The 18266-nt window shown below is 64.3% G+C and carries 20 protein-coding genes; 4 read left to right on the top strand and 16 right to left on the bottom strand.

Going from position 1 to position 18266, the window contains the following annotated elements; translation table 11 throughout:
- The first annotated feature begins 49 nt into the window (after nucleotides 1-49).
- Nucleotides 50-694, top strand: coding sequence for a TetR/AcrR family transcriptional regulator (locus ABIF91_RS21160; RefSeq protein WP_050995146.1), 645 nt, complete (start codon nucleotides 50-52; stop codon nucleotides 692-694).
- Here ABIF91_RS21160 and ABIF91_RS21155 read toward each other — a convergent pair.
- From ABIF91_RS21155 to urtA, 16 genes are all read right to left on the bottom strand, one after another.
- Nucleotides 691-2352: a CHASE domain-containing protein gene (locus ABIF91_RS21155; protein WP_028177258.1), complete on the bottom strand. Its 1662-nt coding sequence runs from the start codon at nucleotides 2350-2352 to the stop codon at nucleotides 691-693. The two genes, ABIF91_RS21160 and ABIF91_RS21155, sit on opposite strands and share 4 nt — an antisense overlap.
- Before the next feature lie 299 nt (nucleotides 2353-2651).
- On the bottom strand, nucleotides 2652-3275 hold the full coding sequence (gene ureG, locus ABIF91_RS21150; protein WP_028177259.1) for an urease accessory protein UreG: 624 nt from the start codon (nucleotides 3273-3275) through the stop codon (nucleotides 2652-2654).
- 42 nt (nucleotides 3276-3317) lie between these two features.
- Nucleotides 3318-4046 (bottom strand): urease accessory protein UreF, encoded by a 729-nt coding sequence (locus ABIF91_RS21145; RefSeq protein ID WP_063709755.1) that lies wholly within the window; start codon nucleotides 4044-4046, stop codon nucleotides 3318-3320.
- Entirely contained in the window at nucleotides 4027-4644 is a 618-nt protein-coding gene (locus ABIF91_RS21140; RefSeq protein ID WP_028177261.1) for an urease accessory protein UreE, read from the bottom strand. Before ABIF91_RS21140 ends, ABIF91_RS21145 begins: the two co-directional genes overlap by 20 nt.
- A 13-nt stretch (nucleotides 4645-4657) precedes the next feature.
- Nucleotides 4658-4957, bottom strand: coding sequence for a putative quinol monooxygenase (locus tag ABIF91_RS21135; RefSeq protein ID WP_028177262.1), 300 nt, complete (start codon nucleotides 4955-4957; stop codon nucleotides 4658-4660).
- Between the two features lie 143 nt (nucleotides 4958-5100).
- On the bottom strand, nucleotides 5101-6816 hold the full coding sequence (gene ureC / locus ABIF91_RS21130; RefSeq protein WP_028177263.1) for an urease subunit alpha: 1716 nt from the start codon (nucleotides 6814-6816) through the stop codon (nucleotides 5101-5103).
- Between the two features lie 34 nt (nucleotides 6817-6850).
- The gene (locus ABIF91_RS21125; RefSeq protein WP_028177264.1) at nucleotides 6851-7390 is read right to left on the bottom strand and encodes an HD domain-containing protein; all 540 of its coding nucleotides are present in this window, start codon (nucleotides 7388-7390) and stop codon (nucleotides 6851-6853) included.
- Between the two features lie 64 nt (nucleotides 7391-7454).
- Nucleotides 7455-8051 carry a hypothetical protein gene (locus tag ABIF91_RS21120; protein ID WP_155251783.1) on the bottom strand — a complete coding sequence of 199 codons (597 nt, stop codon included), beginning with the start codon at nucleotides 8049-8051 and terminating at the stop codon, nucleotides 7455-7457.
- Between the two features lie 4 nt (nucleotides 8052-8055).
- Complete coding sequence (locus ABIF91_RS21115; RefSeq protein ID WP_028177266.1) at nucleotides 8056-8361, bottom strand: urease subunit beta; 306 nt, start codon at nucleotides 8359-8361, stop codon at nucleotides 8056-8058.
- Nucleotides 8362-8492: 131 nt separating this feature from the next.
- Complete coding sequence (locus ABIF91_RS21110) at nucleotides 8493-8795, bottom strand: urease subunit gamma (RefSeq protein WP_028177267.1); 303 nt, start codon at nucleotides 8793-8795, stop codon at nucleotides 8493-8495.
- A gap of 37 nt (nucleotides 8796-8832) precedes the next feature.
- Complete coding sequence (locus ABIF91_RS21105; protein WP_028177268.1) at nucleotides 8833-9663, bottom strand: urease accessory protein UreD; 831 nt, start codon at nucleotides 9661-9663, stop codon at nucleotides 8833-8835.
- 50 nt (nucleotides 9664-9713) lie between these two features.
- Entirely contained in the window at nucleotides 9714-10409 is a 696-nt protein-coding gene (urtE, locus tag ABIF91_RS21100; RefSeq protein WP_028177269.1) for an urea ABC transporter ATP-binding subunit UrtE, read from the bottom strand.
- Nucleotides 10410-10411: 2 nt separating this feature from the next.
- Entirely contained in the window at nucleotides 10412-11173 is a 762-nt protein-coding gene (urtD, locus tag ABIF91_RS21095) for an urea ABC transporter ATP-binding protein UrtD (RefSeq protein ID WP_028177270.1), read from the bottom strand.
- A gap of 5 nt (nucleotides 11174-11178) precedes the next feature.
- Nucleotides 11179-12348, bottom strand: a complete 1170-nt coding sequence (urtC, locus tag ABIF91_RS21090) for an urea ABC transporter permease subunit UrtC (RefSeq protein ID WP_028177271.1) — start codon at nucleotides 12346-12348, stop codon at nucleotides 11179-11181.
- Nucleotides 12345-13952 carry an urea ABC transporter permease subunit UrtB gene (gene urtB, locus ABIF91_RS21085; protein WP_028177272.1) on the bottom strand — a complete coding sequence of 536 codons (1608 nt, stop codon included), beginning with the start codon at nucleotides 13950-13952 and terminating at the stop codon, nucleotides 12345-12347. The genes urtC and urtB overlap by 4 nt, the downstream gene beginning before the upstream one ends.
- Before the next feature lie 83 nt (nucleotides 13953-14035).
- On the bottom strand, nucleotides 14036-15364 hold the full coding sequence (urtA, locus tag ABIF91_RS21080) for an urea ABC transporter substrate-binding protein (protein ID WP_028177273.1): 1329 nt from the start codon (nucleotides 15362-15364) through the stop codon (nucleotides 14036-14038).
- Between the two features lie 480 nt (nucleotides 15365-15844).
- Here urtA and ABIF91_RS21075 point away from each other — a divergent pair, with 480 nt between their 5' ends.
- The 3 genes from ABIF91_RS21075 (at nucleotide 15845) to ABIF91_RS21065 (ending at nucleotide 18217) form a co-directional block, all read left to right on the top strand.
- A complete protein-coding gene (locus tag ABIF91_RS21075; RefSeq protein WP_051393878.1) occupies nucleotides 15845-17428 on the top strand; it encodes a DEAD/DEAH box helicase in 1584 nt (527 codons plus the stop codon).
- Between the two features lie 23 nt (nucleotides 17429-17451).
- The gene (gene infA / locus ABIF91_RS21070; protein WP_024340539.1) at nucleotides 17452-17739 is read left to right on the top strand and encodes a translation initiation factor IF-1; all 288 of its coding nucleotides are present in this window, start codon (nucleotides 17452-17454) and stop codon (nucleotides 17737-17739) included.
- Between the two features lie 265 nt (nucleotides 17740-18004).
- Nucleotides 18005-18217 (top strand): cold-shock protein, encoded by a 213-nt coding sequence (locus ABIF91_RS21065; protein ID WP_014439634.1) that lies wholly within the window; start codon nucleotides 18005-18007, stop codon nucleotides 18215-18217.
- Nucleotides 18218-18266 lie beyond the last annotated feature (49 nt).

The raw sequence follows: 18266 nt of genomic DNA, 5'->3' as shown, positions 1-18266 counted from the left end.
TGGTCGCAAAATCGTGCGATTCTGCTAGGCCGAAGGCCATGGCTGCGCTATGCCGAAAGTCTGCGTGAGGAGACCGGGCGTGGCGAGGGGGAAAGGCGGGGGTGACGAGGCTGACAGCGCGCCCCGGCGCGGCCGGCCGAGGTCAATCGAGAGCAGCAACGCCATTCTCGAGAGCGCCTATGCGCTGATGGCCTCCACCGGCCTTGCCGCCACCACCATCGACGCGGTCGCGCGCCATTCCAGCGTCTCCAAGATGACGATCTACAAATGGTGGCCATCCCGCGAGGCGCTTTTGATCGACGCCTTTCTCCACCACGCCGCGCAGATGCTGCCGCTGCCGCCGGCGAGTTCCGGCAGCCCCGCGGCGCGCGCGCGCCGCCATGCGGCGGCCTATGCCGAAGCGCTCCAGGGTGAGTTCGGCAAGGTCCAGCTCGCCGTCATCTCCGAATGCATCTCGAAGACCGGCTCGGCGGAGCTGTTCTACGCGCGCTACCTGCAATTCCGCCGCGACGCGCTCGTCGAGATGATCGCCGCGGGCCAGCAGGATGGCAGCATTCTGGCTGAAGGGCTTCCTGAGGATCTCTACGATGCGATCTATGGCAGCCTGTTCTATCGCTACGTCTTCGGCATCACGCCGGTCACTCCGGCTTACGCGCGTAGCCTCGTCGATCTCGTGTTGCGGCCGAAGGGTTAGCTGCGCACGGGCCTGACCGGCGCCGAGATCTTGTCCGTGCGGTCGCGCTCGGTCATGTCGACCACCGTCTCCATCGGGGCGGTCAATTCATAGACGTAGGAGACGTCGGTGAAGAAGCGCTTGGCGGTGCCCCCTAGCGCCTCGGGCGCGACGCGGTCGAGCAGGATCAGGCCGAAATCGGAATCGGGCCGGCGCGTCGCCTCGCTGGTGTTGAACTCCTCCCAGCGGAAATGGAAGACCTCGTTGCCGTCCTCTCCCGTCACCGTCCAGTTGGCGGTGATGTGCGGATGCTTTCCAACCAGCGACAGGCCCTCGTCGGAATGCGAGGCAAGCTCGAAGAAAAGCAGCGACAGGCTCTGCGCCGCGCGTGCGCTGACCGCGATATCAGGACCGGTGACGGCGATGCGGTCGGCATGCGGGATGGCGCGCGCCTCGAACAGTCCCTTCAGCTTGACGCCCTGCCACTGGCTCTCGCTCAGCAGCGAGACCACGTTGGACATGGCGTGGATGCGCCCGATCAGCAGCTCGCGCGCGTTGTCGATGTCCGAGCCGTGGCGCAAGGTACGCGTCACGATCGACTGGATCACCGCCAGGATGTTCTTGACGCGGTGATTGAGCTCGTCGATGACCGCAGTCAGCCGGCGCTCGAACCCGATCCTGACCTGGATCTCCCGGCTGAGCCGCAGATTGTTGTAGGCGACATAGCCGAACAGGCCGCACACCATTGCCGTGATCGCAAAGCCGATCACCGCGACGATGATGGCGGTCTGCTCGGCGCGACGCGCCGAGTTGGTTTTCGCATAATAGCTGAGCTGCCAGTCACGGCCACCGAAGCTCACCGTGCGCGTCGCCGACGGCGCCGGCCCGTCCGCCGCAACCCTGCGCGTCGAGACCACGCCCTGGTCGTTGGCGATCAGCTCGCCGCCTTCCTTGCGCGGATCCCTGAGCGCGACCGCGAACAACGACATGTCGTCGTTGGTCAGCATCAGCGTGGCGAGCTCGTAGGAGAATGTGACGAACCCGGCCGGCTCCGTTGCTCCCTCGGGAATGACGGGCGCAGCCACGATGATGCCGACCGCGCCGTTCCCGCGGATCAGCGGCACCGGGTCCGAGGCAACCGACCTCTTCTCGGTGCGCGCACGCGTCAGCATGGCACTGCGAACGGGATCCTGATCGTAGCTGCGGCCGGGCAGCGTCTTGGTCTCGTTGCTGCGTGGCTCGAGGTCCATCAGCACGTCGATCGGCTGAGTGATCTCGGCCGGATTGATCGGCTTGTCGTCATAGGACCGAATCTGCGGATTTGGGAAGCCGGCGCCGGCGATGGCGGCCTGCGCCGCCGCGAGCTCGTTCGGCTTCAGCCGGGCGATCCAGCCGGCCACCACGAAATCGGTCTTGAAGGCGTAGATCGCCGAGCGCAGCGGCTCCAGCATGTTCGGCTTGATCACGGATGGCGCGCGGAACAGGCCTGAGGCGACACGCGCGAGCAGCTCCCGCTCGGTGAGGCGGTCCTGAACCAGGCTCGCATGAACGTCGATCGCGCGCGCGAGCGCAATCCGATCCAGCGCCAGCTCCTGGTCATGGACGCGATAGGCTGCAAGCCCGGAGAGCAAGACCCCGAGCAAAGCGATGAAGCCGATGATGAAACCCAGCCTGACCACGCGATTACTCAGGCGAAAGCAGGAGGTCGGCAACAAACACGGAGCATATGAACGCCGCTCGAACGGCCATCTGCCGAAACAGGGTGGACCCCAGTGGCGGAGATAATGGAGGAGGAGGCATCAGTACGCAACTTGGGTCGCCTGACAAGCTTAATCGGCCCGGCCGATGGGCTGGCAGGGATGGATCTGCCCCGGGGCGCCGGAGGTAGTTAATCGCCGTGTCGGAAATTTGTTCCGCGGTTACCGCGCTGCCCAAACGTTAACGGCGAGAAACGCCTGCGCCAAGTGGTCGCGTCCCGTCAGCCCGGCCGTTTCAGGCCGCCCTTGGCTTCGATGAAGTCGACGATTCGGTCGAGCCCCTCGCTCTTCTTCAAGTTGGTCATGACGAAGGGACGCTCGCCGCGCATGCGCCTGGCGTCCGTCTCCATCTTCTCCAGGGAGGCGCCCACATGGGGCGCGAGGTCGGTCTTGTTGATGACCAGGAGGTCGGACCGGGTGATGCCGGGACCTCCCTTGGACGGGATCTTGTCGCCAGCGGCGACGTCGATGACGTAAATGGTGAGGTCGGCCAGCTCCGGGGAAAACGTGGCGGCGAGATTGTCACCGCCGGACTCGATCAACACGAGATCAAGTCCGGGAAACTTGGCGCGCATGTCCGCGACTGCGGCGAGGTTCATCGAGGCGTCCTCGCGGATCGCGGTGTGCGGGCAACCGCCGGTCTCGACGCCGGCGATGCGATCCGGCGTCAGCGACCCCGAACGCACGAGGAATTCCGCATCCCATTTGGTGTAGATGTCGTTGGTGATCGCCGCAATGTCATAGCGCTCGCGCATGGTCTTGCAGAGCAGGTCCATCAACGCGGTCTTGCCCGACCCGACCGGGCCGCCGACGCCGACACGCAAGGGGCCGTGGGATTTCGACATGTGATTCGCTCTCTCTCTCTCGATTGATTAAAGCAGCGCCGGTCACGAGCGAAACAGCCGCGTATATTGCGTCTCGTGCCGCAAGCTGGCGAGATCGGCCCGGAACGTCGCGCTGCCGAGATCGTCCAATGCCGCGTTCAACGCACGATTGGCGGTCGCGGCGACGGCGGCTTCCAGCCTTACCAGCACACGCTGGCTATCGGTCTGGCCGAGCGGAATGAGCCGGCTGGCCGCCGAGATCCAGTTCGAGACCAGCGCATGCAGAAAGGCGTGCAACGTCGGCGCCAGCGGCACGGCGTGCATCGCGGCGACGACACCGACGGCGACCGGATAGACCGGTGGCGTGCTGCATGCCGCAATCACGGCATCCAGTCCGTCGGCATTCCACGCGGCGCGAGCGATGTCGATGAAGGCGCGGCCCTGCGAGGCCGTCTCCAGCTGCCGCTCGCGCGACGGCACGAAGGCGGCGGCGAGCTCGGCGACTTCGTTCAAAGCGGTGGTCTCGCCCGCTTCCGCGGCGCGATAAGCGTGGACCAGAAACGTCGCGTCACAAAAGCCGGAGCCGTCGCCGAGCATCGCATCGAGCCAATCCGCCAGCGAGGCGGTGTCGGTGACGTCGCCCGCCTCGACGGCCCATTCGAGGCCGCTGGAGTAAGAGAAACCGCCGACCGGGAACGCCGGCGACAGCCAGGTCATCAGCCGGTACAGCGCCGCCGCCTCGCCCTCTGCAAGGGCGCCGGCGCCGACCGGCTCATTTGTGGTCATGAGCATGCTTGTGGCCGTGGTGATGGTCGGGGTGGTCGCAATGCTCATCGTGGTGATGGTGGTGACCGTGGCCATGATCATGCGCGGCATGATCATGATCGTGGTGGCCGTGATCATGGTGATGATGGCCGTGGTCGTGATGCGCCTGGTCATCGTGCCCATGCGCGTGGCCGGCATCGGCATAGGCCCCGCCTTCGGGATCGAACGGCGCCTCGATCTCGATCACGCGCGCGCCGAGGCCCTTCACCATGGCCTCGATGACGTGGTCGCGGCGGATGCGCAGGGCCTTGGCCATGATCTGCGTCGGCAGATGGCGATTGCCGAGATGCCAGCCGACCCGGATGAGATGGTGCGGATCGCGGCCGCGGATCTCCAGCAGCGGCTCGGGCGCCGCGACCACTTCGATCAGCCGCCCGTCCTCCAGCACCAGCGCGTCGCCGCCGCGCAGCGCGACGGCATGCTCCAGGTCGAGCAGGAATTCGAGCCCCCGCGTGCCCGTCATCACCATACGGCGGCGGTGCCGATCGTCGAAATCGAGCACGACCGTATCCGCCGGCGCTTCCGTGAAGCGGTGCTGTCCCCTGACCTGCGTCGCCCGGATCATGCGTCCTACCTCTTTACCGTGTCTCGACCTTCTCGGGTGTGATCACTTCGATCCTCGGCGGTGCCGTGAAGCACTTCACCGCGACGCGGCCGAACGTCTTCATGTGCTCCATGCCCCGATGCGGCACCAGCGCCTCGGCGTTTTCCCACTGCTCGACGAACACCATCTTGCTGGGATCGGTGACGCTTTCATGCAGATCATAGGCGATATTGCCGGGCTCCTTCCGCGTCTCCTTGATGCAGGCGGTGGCCGCTGCAATGAATTCGGCGCGCGTTTCGGGCTTGATGGTCAAAGTAGCAACGACGTAGATCACGAGAAATCCTCCCGGCTTTTCTTCTGAAGGTTAAGATACCGGGCGGGACATTAGACCAGGCGGGACCGAACGCAAAACCGCAAAAAGCCGTCCCCGGACACGCGGCCAGACCTCCCTCCCTGGACATGCGTTGAGGCGCTATTTCAGTACATGAAATACCGCTGCGCCATCGGCAGCACCTCCGCAGGCGGGCAGGTCAGCAGCTCGCCGTCGGCGCGCACCTCGTAGGTCTCCGGATCGACCTCGATGTTGGGCGTGGCGTCGTTGTGGATCATGCTCTTCTTCGAGATCCTGCCGCGGGTGTTCTGGACCGCATAGAACTTCTTCTCGATGCCGAGTTTTCGCGCGAGACCGCCCGTGACGGCCGCCTTGGAGGTGAACACCACGGACGATGCCGTGCGCGCCTTGCCGAAGGCGCCGAACATCGGCTGGTAGTGCACCGGTTGCGGCGTCGGGATCGAGGCGTTGGGATCGCCCATGGGCGCGGCGACGATCGTGCCTCCCTTGACGATGCAGTCCGGCTTGACGCCGAAGAACGCCGGCGACCACAGCACGAGATCGGCCAGCTTGCCCTTCTCGACCGAGCCGATCAGCTTCGACACGCCGTGCGCGATCGCGGGATTGATCGTGTATTTGGCGATGTAGCGCTTGACGCGGAAATTGTCATTGTCCTTGCCCTTGTCCTGCGGCAGCGAGCCGCGCTGCTTCTTCATCTTGTCGGCGGTCTGCCAGGTCCGGATGATGACCTCGCCGAGGCGGCCCATGGCCTGCGAGTCCGAGGACATCATCGAGAGCGCGCCGAGGTCGTGCAGGATGTCTTCGGCCGCAATCGTCTCCTTGCGGATGCGGCTTTCGGCGAACGCCAGATCTTCCGCGATCGAGGGATCGAGGTGGTGGCACACCATCAGCATGTCCAGATGCTCGTCGATGGTGTTGCGAGTGAAAGGCCGCGTCGGGTTGGTCGAGGACGGCAGCACGTTCTTCAGGCCGGCGATCTTGATGATGTCAGGGGCGTGACCGCCGCCGGCGCCTTCGGTGTGGAAGGCATGAATGGTGCGGCCCTTGAACGCCTTGACCGTGTCCTCGACGAAGCCGGACTCATTCAGCGTGTCGGTGTGGATCATCACCTGGATGTCGTGATCGTCGGCGACCGCCAGGCAATTGTCGATTGCGGCCGGCGTGGTGCCCCAGTCCTCGTGCAGCTTCAGCGCGCAGGCGCCTGCCTTGATCATCTCGACCAGCGCGGCAGGGCGCGAGGCGTTGCCCTTGCCGGAGATGCCGAGATTGACCGGGAAGGCATCGAACGACTGGATCATCCGCCCGATGTGCCACGGCCCCGGCGTGCAGGTGGTGGCGAAGGTGCCGTGCGACGGGCCGGTGCCGCCGCCCAACATCGAAGTGACGCCACTCATCAGCGCGTGCTCGATCTGCTGCGGGCAGATGAAATGGATGTGACTGTCGAAGCCGCCGGCGGTGAGGATTTTTCCTTCACCCGCGATGACATCGGTGCCGGGGCCGATGATGATGGTCACGCCGGGCTGGATGTCTGGGTTGCCGGCCTTGCCGATCCCGGAGATCATGCCGTCCTTGATCGCGACGTCGGCCTTCACGATGCCCCAGTGATCGACGATCAGCGCATTGGTGATGACGGTGTCGGCCGCGCCCTGCCTGTTGGTGACTTGCGACTGCCCCATGCCGTCGCGGATCACCTTGCCGCCGCCGAACTTCACCTCCTCGCCGTAGGTGGTGAAATCCTTCTCGACCTCGATGATGAGATCGGTGTCGGCCAGCCGCACCTTGTCGCCGGTGGTCGGGCCGAACATGTCGGCATAGACGGAACGCTTTATCTTGACGGACATCACGAGCCCCGCTTGCGTTTGAATATTTGGTGGGTCACAGCAGCGCCCTCGCTGCTTTCACGGCATCGTCGAATTTCTCGTCGAGCCACGCATTGCCGCCGCGGCAGCCCGCGACGACCTGCGTGGCCCACTCGACATAGTCGGCGAGATCGTCGCGTTCCTCGGCACTGGGATCGGTTTGAATGCGTGCCCCTGTATTGCTGATCTTGTCCGCGATCTTGATCAGCTTCGCGCCAGCGGATTTATTCGGTGCGTCCATCACCTGCCGGCGCCGCCGCTCGGCCTTCGGCAAGCTCATGTCGTCCGTGCATTCAACGACGAGGGAAGCAACACGCGCGGAAAATCTCTGTGCCAGCTCCTCGGGCGCTGTGTCGGTGTCCTCGATTGCGTCGTGCAGCCAGCCGGCAGCGACAATCTCTGCGTCGGCACCGTCAGTCGCAGTTGCGAGCAGGTTCGCGACCTCGGCGAGATGATTGATGTAAGGCTCGTTACCGCGCCCCTTGCGCGCCATGCCGTTGTGGCGCTGCGCGGCGAGCTCGGCGGCTTCGGAGATCAGGCGGACAGCAGGCAGCATATTCAGTCCTCCCTACTACAGTTGAATGCATTGGCCGCTACGCGAGCACGATGGTCTTCTAAAGTCATCGTTGAGCTTTTGTCCCCTCTGAGGTCCCGGGTTTTAGGCATTGTGCCTGAAACTCAGCCACCTTCTTCAGGCCGGACCTTGCGATCGGATCCCTTCCATAGTCCGCTACAAAGGATCCAAACTTGAATCCGATCCGACCAGTTTGCTTGAACTTGTTGAACCATGCACTGTCGGCGCTGATCTGGAAACGATACTCCCAACCGCCGGCCTCCGAAAACGACGGTTCGGCGATCGATGCTTCAGCTTCGAGTTGCACTTTCGGGTAGGTGTTCGATCGGATGAAGTCGGCAAGGACCTTGCGCTCCCTGTCATTGGCAGCGCTAAAAACGTCGATTAAGCCGGACGCCGGCTGACAATAGAACCACACCGTTCCCAATTCGTCGGTCGCCTCGGTCTCGGTGAAAGCAAGCAGCAGTCGTCCGTCGCTTATCTTGCTTACGCGCCACTGCCAGCCGTCTTCGCCGTAGCTGGTCGACGAGCAAGCGAACGCGAGGACGATGGCAGCGAAGCCTTGACGAAGGGGCCAAGCAGACGCCCGGCTCACTGCTGTTGGCGTAACTCGTCCTCGGAGCTCCGAAGGCGTCGAAAACATCGCTTCAAAGCTTCCCCATGACGTCGCCGCGGAAGCCGTAGATGGTCTTCTTCCCCGCCATGGCGACGAGCTGCACGTCACGGGTCTGCCCAGGCTCGAAGCGGACGGCGGTGCCGGCGGCAATGTCGAGGCGCATGCCGCGAGCCTTCTTGCGGTCGAACTTCAGCGCCGGGTTGGTCTCGAAGAAATGGTAGTGCGAGCCGACCTGAATCGGGCGGTCGCCGGTGTTGGCAACCGTCAGCGTCACGGTCTTGCGGCCGGCATTCAGCTCGACCTCGCCGTCCTGGATGAAGAGTTCGCCGGGAATCATGTGCTACCTCGTCTTGCTCTGCTGCGTCATGGCCGGGCTTGTCCCGGCCATCCACGTGGCGTCACCTGGTTCGAAGGTCGTGGATGCCCGGGACAAGCCCGGGCATGACGGTGTTGATATAGCGCCGTGTCTCACCTGATCGGCTCGTGCACGGTGACCAGCTTCGTTCCGTCAGCGAATGTCGCCTCGACCTGGATATCGTGGATCATCTCGGGAATCCCCGGCATCACCTGGTCGCGGGTCAGGACCTGCGCGCCGGATTGCATCAGCTCGGCGACGGTGCGGCCGTCGCGCGCGCCTTCGAGGATGAAATCGGAGATGATCGCGATCGCCTCGGGATGGTTGAGCTTGACGCCGCGATCCAGCCTGCGGCGCGCCACGATCGCCGCCATCGAGATCAGAAGCTTGTCCTTTTCGCGGGGAGACAGGTTCATGCGAAATCTCTTCCGTTCAACACGTCTATTCAGCCACTCAATTCAGCCAGAGCCGCGGCAGGGCGACGCCGGTGCGCGCCAGCACCGCCATCATATCGGCGCGCAAACGCGCCGCATCTTGGGCACAGAACCGCGCCATTGCAAAGCCATTCCAGGCGGATATCCCGACCTCGCCGGAGAACGACTCCGACGCCTCACGGATGCGCTCGACCAGTGCCTCATCGCCAGGCACGATCAGGGCCGTGCCGATCGCCGCGCCGCCCTTGGCGACCGCGGATCGCACGAGCTTGGCGCCGATATCGCCGCCGAGCCTGACTGTTTCGGCGAAGACCAGCCTGCCGCCGCGGCGCATCCGCCAGCGGTCGACGAATTCGCCCTGCTCCATCCGCTCGCCCATGGCGGTGCGGCCGAACACGACGATCTCGCAAAGCAGGAGCGAGGCGTTCTCGTCGAGCACGATGTCGAAGCGGCGGTGAACCCGGGCGCGATCGAACAGGATCGTCTCCTGAGGCAGCCAGGCAAGACGCGCACCCGCGCCGGCCTTCAGGGCGATGTTGAGCTGCGCCGCCGAGCCCGGCGCGCGATAGATCTTTTCGGCCGCCGCGGTGGTCAGCGTCAGCCGCGAGCCATCCGCCGCCGATATCTCGATGTCGAAGCGATCACCGCCGGCAACGCCGCCGGCGGTGTTGACGAACACACCGGAGAGGCCCTCGTCTTCGGGCGAGGGAAAGCGCACGCGGAGCGAACCGGATTCGTGCAAGGCCCCGCGCCGTGTCACACCGTCACGAGCGTGCACGTCGAACCTGACAGCGCCACGGGCGCGGTTGGCCTCGAACACCGAAGTTGTCGCTAAAGCGTCGCTGCGCATCCGTCTCCCCAGCCGGTCGCGGCAGGATTTCTTGGCTTACAGTCTCCGACTTACAGCGCCATCTGGCGGCTGATCTCGCCGGGATCGAGATTGGCGCGATCGCAGGTGAACTTCACCGCGCCGCGATCCATCACCGCGAAACTGTCGCCGAGTTCGCAGGCAAAGTCGAGATATTGTTCGACCAGCACGATGGCGATGTTGCCGAGGTTGCGCAGGTAGGAGATGGCCCGGCCGATGTCCTTGATGATCGAGGGCTGGATGCCCTCGGTCGGCTCATCCAGCAGGAGCAGCTTCGGCCGCATCACCAGTGCGCGGCCGATCGCGAGCTGCTGCTGCTGGCCGCCGGAGAGGTCGCCGCCGCGCCGGCCGAGCATGGATTGCAGCACCGGAAACAGCGAGAACACGTCGTCCGGAATATGCCTGTCCTCGCGCTTGAGCGGCCCGAAGCCGGTCTTGAGATTTTCCTCGACCGTCAGCAGCGGAAAGATCTCGCGGCCCTGCGGCACGAAACCGATGCCCTTGCGCGCCCGCTCATAGGGCTTCAGGCCCGTGATGTCGCTGCCATCGAACACGATCGCCCCCGAGGAGATCGGATACTGCCCGACCATGGCACGCAAGAGAGACGTTTTGCCGACGCCGTTGCGCCCGAGCACGCAAGTCACCTTGCCCGGCTCGGCCGAGATCGAGACGCCGCGCAGCGCCTGCGCCGCGCCGTAGAACAGGTTGATGTCCTTGACCTCAAGCATGCTCAGCGTCCCAGATAGACTTCGATGACCCGCTCGTTGGACGAGACCTGGTCGATGGTTCCTTCCGCGAGCACGGTGCCTTCGTGCAGGCACGTGACCTTGACCCCGAGCTCGCGCACGAAGGTCATGTCGTGCTCGACCACCATGACCGTGTGAGTCTTGTTGATCTCCTTCAGCAACTCGGCCGTGAGATGCGTCTCGACGTCGGTCATGCCGGCGACAGGCTCGTCGACGAGGAGCAGCTTGGGATCCTGCGCGAGCAGCATGCCGATCTCGAGCCACTGCTTCTGGCCGTGGCTGAGGCTGCCGGCAAGGCGGTTGCGGGCCTCGGTGAGGCGGATCGTCTCAAGCACCTTGTCGATGCGCTCGGCTTCCGCCTTGCTGCCGCGCCAGAACAGCGTGGCCTTGACGCTGTGGTCGACATTGAGCGCGAGCAGCAGGTTGTCCTGCACGGTCTGGCTCTCGAACACGGTCGGCTTCTGGAATTTCCGGCCGATGCCGAGCTCGGCGATGCGGGTCTCGTCGAGCCGGGTCAGGTCGGTGACGCCATCGAACAGCACGGTGCCCTCGTCGGGCTTGGTCTTGCCGGTGATGATGTCCATCATCGTGGTCTTGCCGGCGCCGTTCGGGCCGATGATGGCGCGCATCTCGCCGGGCTCGAGCGTCAGCGAAAGATTGTTGATGGCGTGGAAGCCGTCGAACGAGACGTGCACCCCGTCCAGATAGAGCATCGCGGAAGTCGCGCGGGTATCCATGACGTTCATTGCACCTACTCCGCCATCTTGGGTTCGGTGACACCGTCCTCGGCCGCCGCGCTCACGGAGGTCGCGGCGGTGCGTTTTTCCTTCGACGAGTCCCACCAGGCGTTGAAGGTGCCGACGATGCCCTTCGGCAGCAGCAGGGTCACCAGGATGAACAGCGCGCCCAGCATGAACAGCCAGTACGGCGCCAGCACGCCGGAGGTGAAGAACGTTTTTGCATAGTTGACGACGACGGCGCCGAGCGCGGCACCGACCAGCGTGCCGCGGCCGCCGACCGCGACCCAGATCACCGCCTCGATCGAGTTGCCCGGAGCGAACTCGCTCGGATTGATGATGCCGACCTGCGGCACGTAGAGCGCGCCGGCGACGCCGGCCATGCAGGCCGAAACCGTGAACACGAACAGCTTGTAGGATTCGACGCGGTAGCCCAGGAAGCGCGTCCGCGATTCCGCGTCACGCACCGCGATCAGCACCTTGCCGAGCTTGGACGAGACGATGGCGCGGCAGATCAGGAAGCCCACAATCAGCGCCAGGCAGCTCAGCGCGAACAGCGCGGCACGGGTGCCCTCCGCCTGCACGTTGAAGCCCAGAATGTCCTTGAAATCGGTGAGCCCGTTATTGCCGCCAAAGCCGAAGTCGTTGCGGAAGAAGGCAAGCAGCAGCGCATAGGTCATCGCCTGCGTGATGATCGACAGGTACACGCCGGTAACGCGGGAGCGGAACGCGAGCCAACCGAAACAGAAGGCGAGCAGGCCGGGCACGACCAGCACCATCAGCGCGGCGAACCAGAACATATCGAAGCCGTACCAGTACCACGGCAGCTTCTCCCAGTTCAGGAACACCATGAAATCGGGCAGGACCGGATTGCCGTAAACGCCGCGGGTGCCGATCTGCCGCATCAGGTACATGCCCATGGCGTAGCCACCGAGCGCGAAGAAGGCGCCGTGGCCGAGCGAAAGGATGCCGCAATAGCCCCAGATCAGATCGATCGAGAGCGCCAGGATGGCGTAGCAGACATATTTGCCCCAGAGCGCGACGAGATAGGTCGGCACTTGCAGGAACGAGCCCGCGGGCAGCAACAGGTTGGAGAGCGGGATGAGGATGCCGCAGGCCGCGACGACGGCGAGGAAGATCGTCGCGCTGCGGTCCAGCGATCGCGTCAGCATGTGAGGGGTCATGCTTCCACCGCGCGGCCCTTGAGCGCGAACAGGCCGCGCGGCCGTTTTTGAATGAACAGGATGATGAGGACCAGGATCGCGATCTTGCCGAGGACGGCGCCGGCGACCGGCTCCAGGAACTTGTTGGCGATGCCGAGCGTGAAGGCGCCGACCAGCGTGCCCCAGAGATTGCCGACGCCACCGAACACCACGACCATGAAGCTGTCGATGATGTAGCTCTGGCCAAGATTGGGGCTGACATTGTCGATCTGCGACAGCGCCACACCGGCGATGCCGGCAATGCCCGAGCCGAGACCGAAGGTCAGCGCATCGACGCGCGAGGTGGCAATGCCCATCGAGGCCGCCATGCGGCGGTTCTGCGTCACCGCGCGCATCTCGAGGCCGAGCGCCGTGTAGCGCAGCATCGCGAGCAGGATCATGAACACGGCGAGCGTGAAGACGAGGATCCAGAGCCGGTTATAGGTGATGGTGATCTGGCCGAGCTCGAACGCGCCGCTCATCCAGGAGGGGTTGCCGACCTCGCGGTTGGTCGGACCGAACATGGTTCGCACCGCCTGCTGCAACACGAGCGACAGGCCCCAGGTTGCCAGCAGTGTCTCCAGCGGCCGGCCGTAGAGGAAGCGGATGATGCTGCGCTCGATCAGCACGCCGATGGCGCCGGCAACTAGGAAGGCGAGCGGCACGGCGATCAGCAGCGAATAGTCGAACAGGCCGGGATAGCGGGTGCGGATCACCTCCTGCACCACGAAGGTGGTGTAGGCCCCGATCATCACCATCTCGCCATGCGCCATGTTGATGACGCCCATCACGCCGAAGGTGATGGCGAGTCCGATCGCCGCGAGCAGCAGCACCGAGCCGAGCGAGAGGCCGTACCAGGCGTTCTGCACCATGGACCAGACCGCCAGCGAGCTCTGGATCGAGCCGATCGCGCTCGCGGCGGCCTTCGTTACCGACGCCGGCTGGTCGCCCATGCCGGTCAGCAGCGCCAGGGCGTCCTGGTCGCCGCGCGCCTTGAGGGTCGCGACGGCCTCGAGCTTCTCGACCTCGGTGGCGTCGGACTTGAACAGCAGGATCGCGGCGCGGGCCTCGCCGAGTGCGGTCTTGACGGATCTGTTGGTTTCCTTGGCAAACGCCGCATCGACCGGCTCGAGCGCGGTCTCCTCATGCGACTTGAAGACCGACTGCGCGGCCTGCAGGCGCGTTCCCACATCCGGCGACTGAAGCGTCAGGCCACCGAGCGCGGCGTCGACGCTGCGGCGCAGGCGGTTGTTCAGGCGGACCGCGCTTGCACTGTCGGGAACGCTGGCGACGGCCTCGCCCGTCGCGGCGTCGATCGACTTGCCGTCGGCCCCAGTGACGTAAACCTTCTTGCTGTCGGGATCGGCCATGAGACGGCCGTCCTGGAGCGCGCTGATGATGGGGAAAGCCAACGGGTTGCCGCTGCCCGCGACCACGCCGATCGCCTCTTCCGTGTCGGAGAAATCGTCATTGGCGAATTTGGCGACCGCATCCTCGAACGGACCGGCGAGGGCCGGCAGCGCGAACGCGATCAGAAACAACGAGAGTGCAAGCGAGCAGAGACGGGCGGACAAATGGGCTGGCACTGTGAATGACCCCGGCAGAAATGAGTGGAGAAGGCGGCGGGATAGCCGCCCTCTCCGATCGTGCAACGGACGTCAGATCCGGATCAGGAGCCCGAACCGAGGCACTTGTTGGTCTTGGTGTTGAAGTTGCCGCACTTCTTGCCGACCCAGTCGCCGATCAGGTCCTTGGAGCCTTCCAGCTCCTTCGACCAGGCGTCGCCCGCGACGAGGCCCGGCGTCTTCCACACGACGTCGAACTGGCCATTCGCCTTGATCTCGCCGATGAACACCGGCTTGGTGATGTGGTGGTTCGGCAGCATCTTCGACACGCCGCCGGTCAGGTTCGGCGCCTCGATGCCGGGAAGCGCGTCGATCACCTTGTCCGGATCGGTCGACTTCACCTTCTCGACCGCCTTCACCCACATGTTGAAGCCGATCACGTGCGCTTCCATCGGGTCGTTGGTCACGCGCTTGGGGTTCTTGGTGTAGGCCTGCCAGTCCTTGATGAACTTCTCGTTCGACCCGTCCTTGGTCTTGATCGACTCGAAGTAGTTCCAGGCGGCGAGATGGCCGACCAGCGGCTTGGTGTCGATGCCGGCGAGCTCTTCCTCACCCACGGAGAACGCAACGACCGGGATGTCCTTTGCCTTGATGCCCTGGTTGCCGAGCTCCTTGTAGAAGGGAACGTTGGCGTCGCCATTGATGGTCGAGACCACCGCGGTTTTCTTGCCGGCCGAGCCGAACTTCTTGATGTCGGCCACGATCGTCTGCCAGTCGGAGTGACCGAACGGCGTGTAGTTGATCATGATGTCTTCCTGGGCGACACCCTTCGACTTCAGATAGGCTTCCAGGATCTTGTTGGTCGTGCGCGGATAGACGTAGTCGGTGCCCGCGAGCACCCAGCGCTTCACCTTCTCTTCCTTCATCAGATAGTCGACGGCCGGGATCGCCTGCTGGTTCGGCGCCGCACCCGTGTAGAACACGTTGCGCTCGCTCTCCTCACCCTCGTACTGCACGGGGTAGAACAGAATGTTGTTCAGCTCCTTGAAGACCGGAAGCACCGACTTGCGCGACACCGAGGTCCAGCAGCCGAACACGACCGAGACCTTGTCCTTGGTGATCAGCTCGCGCGCCTTCTCGGCGAACAGCGGCCAGTTCGAAGCGGGGTCGACGACGACGGCTTCCAGCTTCTTGCCGAGCACGCCGCCCTTCTTGTTCTGCTCATCGATCAGGAAGAGGATGGTATCCTTCAGCGTGGTTTCGCTGATCGCCATGGTGCCGGACAGGGAGTGGAGCACGCCGACCTTGATGGTGTCGTCCGCGGCCTTCGCGCCAGTCAATGAAGCCAGACCCAGCACCAGTCCGGCGGTCGCGGCGAGCACGCCGCGGCGGCTAAATGAAGCCGCTATATCGTGAGTGGATTTGCTAAACATGAGTGTCTCATCTCCCTGACGCAGACGTGAAAATGCTGCGAAACGGCCCCACGGCCGCCTGCGATTAACGGAATCGCAAGAACCATGCCACGGGCTGAGCACCCATCAACACATTGATACTACTTATAAAATCGGCCAGAATCGAAGTTTCGCCGCAGTCAGTTTGACTAAATTCTAGGCGGTCGAAATGTATGCGAAAGCGGCAGGCGGGTTAATTTCTAAGCAAATCGCTAACTCTGGCTAAATTTCCGGCATCACTATTTTTGTACCGCAATCGCTATTTCGGCCGCGCCTGCCTTGAAAGCGCCCCCTCGATGTTCCATATGAGCAGCCGAGGCCTCTTGCGAATCAAGGGGTCATAGCGAGCCGCGTGTTCTTAAGCCCCCTACGGGCCTCTGGCTTGCCCCATTCTCCCAAGCCCATCCGACACCCCAAACACGCAGGTGTCTTCTCGACACCCTTTTGCGCGCGCCGCGCCGAATGCGCCGGGCGCCCGCATTTGACATGGAAAGAACCCCTCTTTTGACTTCGTTTCAGGATTTCGGCCTTGCCGAGCCCATCGCGCGCGCTCTTCGCGAAGAGAACTACGTCACCCCCACCCCGATCCAGGCCCAGACCATTCCGACCGCGCTGACCGGCCGCGACGTCGTCGGCATTGCGCAGACCGGAACCGGCAAGACCGCGTCTTTCGCGCTGCCGATCCTGCACCGGCTGCTCGAGAACCGCATCAAGCCGCAGCCCAAGACCTGCCGCGTACTCGTGCTCTCTCCGACCCGCGAGCTGTCCGGTCAGATCCTCGACAGCTTCAACGCCTACGGCCGTCACCTCCGGCTGGCGTCCACCCTCGCCATCGGCGGCGTGCCGATGGGCCGGCAGGTCCGCGCCTTGATGCAGGGCGTCGACGTTCTGGTCGCCACCCCAGGCCGCCTGCTCGACCTCGTGCAGAGCAACGGGCTGAAGCTTGGAAGCGTGGAGTTCCTTGTGCTCGACGAAGCCGACCGCATGCTCGACATGGGCTTCATCAACGATATCCGCAAAATCGTCGCCAAGCTGCCGATCAAGCGGCAGACGCTGTTCTTCTCGGCCACCATGCCCAAGGACATCGCTGAACTCGCCGACGCCATGCTGCGCGATCCGGCCCGCGTCGCGGTGACCCCGGTCTCCTCGACCGCCGAGCGGATCAACCAGCGCATCATCCAGGTCGACTTCTCTTCCAAGCCCGCCTTCCTGACCAAGCTCCTGAAGGACGAGCCGATCAACCGCGCACTGGTTTTCACCCGCACCAAGCACGGCGCCGACAAGGTCGTGAAGACCCTTGAAAAGGCCGGCATTGCCGCGAGCGCCATCCACGGGAACAAGTCCCAGAACCATCGCGAGCGGACGCTCGCCCAGTTCCGCTCCGGCGAGATCCGCACCCTGGTGGCGACCGACATCGCCGCCCGCGGCATCGACGTCGACGGCATCACCCACGTCATCAATTTCGATCTGCCCAACGTCCCCGAGACCTACGTCCACCGCATCGGTCGCACCGCCCGTGCCGGCGCCGACGGCACCGCGATCTCGCTGGTCGCAGGCGGCGAGGAGCTCAGCTATCTCCGCGACATCGAACGGCTGATCCGCGTCGCGCTGCCGCGCGAGGACCACCGCACCGACGCCGGGCGCCGCGATGCCGGCCCCGCCCCGTCGCAGCAACGGCAAGGCCGGCCGGGCGGCCGCCCGGGCCAACGCCCGCAAGGGACGCGGCACGGTGATGGGCGGCGCGCTGACGAAAGACATGCCGACGGGCGTCACCATGGTGCCGGCAAACCAAGTGACGGAAGGCACGGTGAGGGACGGCACGCCGAGGTGAGGCAGGCCGACGGACGACCCGGCAATGGCCCGAACGCTTCGAAGGGTTCTCGGCGCCGCCGCTCCGGTGGTAAGATGCATTCATCGCCTGTCGACCGTCCGGAACAACGTTCCGCGCATAGCGCCGGGACGCCTGATGGGATACAAGGCGTTGCCTTTTTGCGCCGCGGGAGTCGGCCAAACAGCCAACCGAATCGCAAACCCTATTCGCACTAGCCGTCCACGACCTGGAGAAATTCATGGCTAAGGAAGAGCTGATCCAGTTCGAAGGACTGGTCACCGAAATCCTCCCCGACGCCCGTTACCGCGTGCAGCTCGACGCCGGACACGAGATCGTTGCCTATACCGCCGGCAAGATGAAGAAGAACCGCATCAAGACGCTCGCGGGCGACCGCGTGACGGTGGAGATGTCGCCGTACGACCTGGAAAAGGGCCGGCTGATTTTCCGCCACAAGGACGAACGTCCCAGCACGGCGGGCGGACCGCCCCGTCCCGGACAGCGCGGCGGCCAGTTCCGCCGCCGCTGATCGGCTGCGGCGCGCACGCGCGAGACAAAAACCCGACTTGGATCTTGATCCGCCGTTGACATCACGGCGGATCAAAAAATCGTGCGCGTCCCGATTGTCTCGAATCCCAGTTTCTGATAAAATGAATTAATCGATTTTCGGCCGGACGACATTGGCATCCACCGGTACAGCCGGTTCAGACACCCTGACGACCCTTCCAGAAATTCGATCTAAACCTGCCCGCGCGAGCGGGCTCCGACATTGTGTATCTGAGAAGGAACTACCCATGAGCATGGGAACCGTGAAGTGGTTTAACGCGACCAAGGGCTTCGGCTTCATCCAGCCCGACGACGGCGGCCAGGACGTTTTCGTTCACATCAGCGCCGTGGAGCGCGCCGGTCTCGGCTCGCTGCGCGAAGGCCAGAAGATCTCCTACGAGATCGTTGCCGACCGCCGCTCCGGCAAGTCGGCGGCGGACAACCTCCGCGCCGCGGGCTGAGCCCACCGGGCTCTTGGCCCGACCGGCTCGAGCGAGGAAACAAGAAGGC

This window comes from Bradyrhizobium sp. USDA 241, assembly GCF_049739505.1.
GTDB classification, from domain to species: Bacteria; Pseudomonadota; Alphaproteobacteria; order Rhizobiales; family Xanthobacteraceae; genus Bradyrhizobium; species Bradyrhizobium liaoningense.
This window is presented reverse-complemented; position numbering and strand designations above follow the sequence as displayed.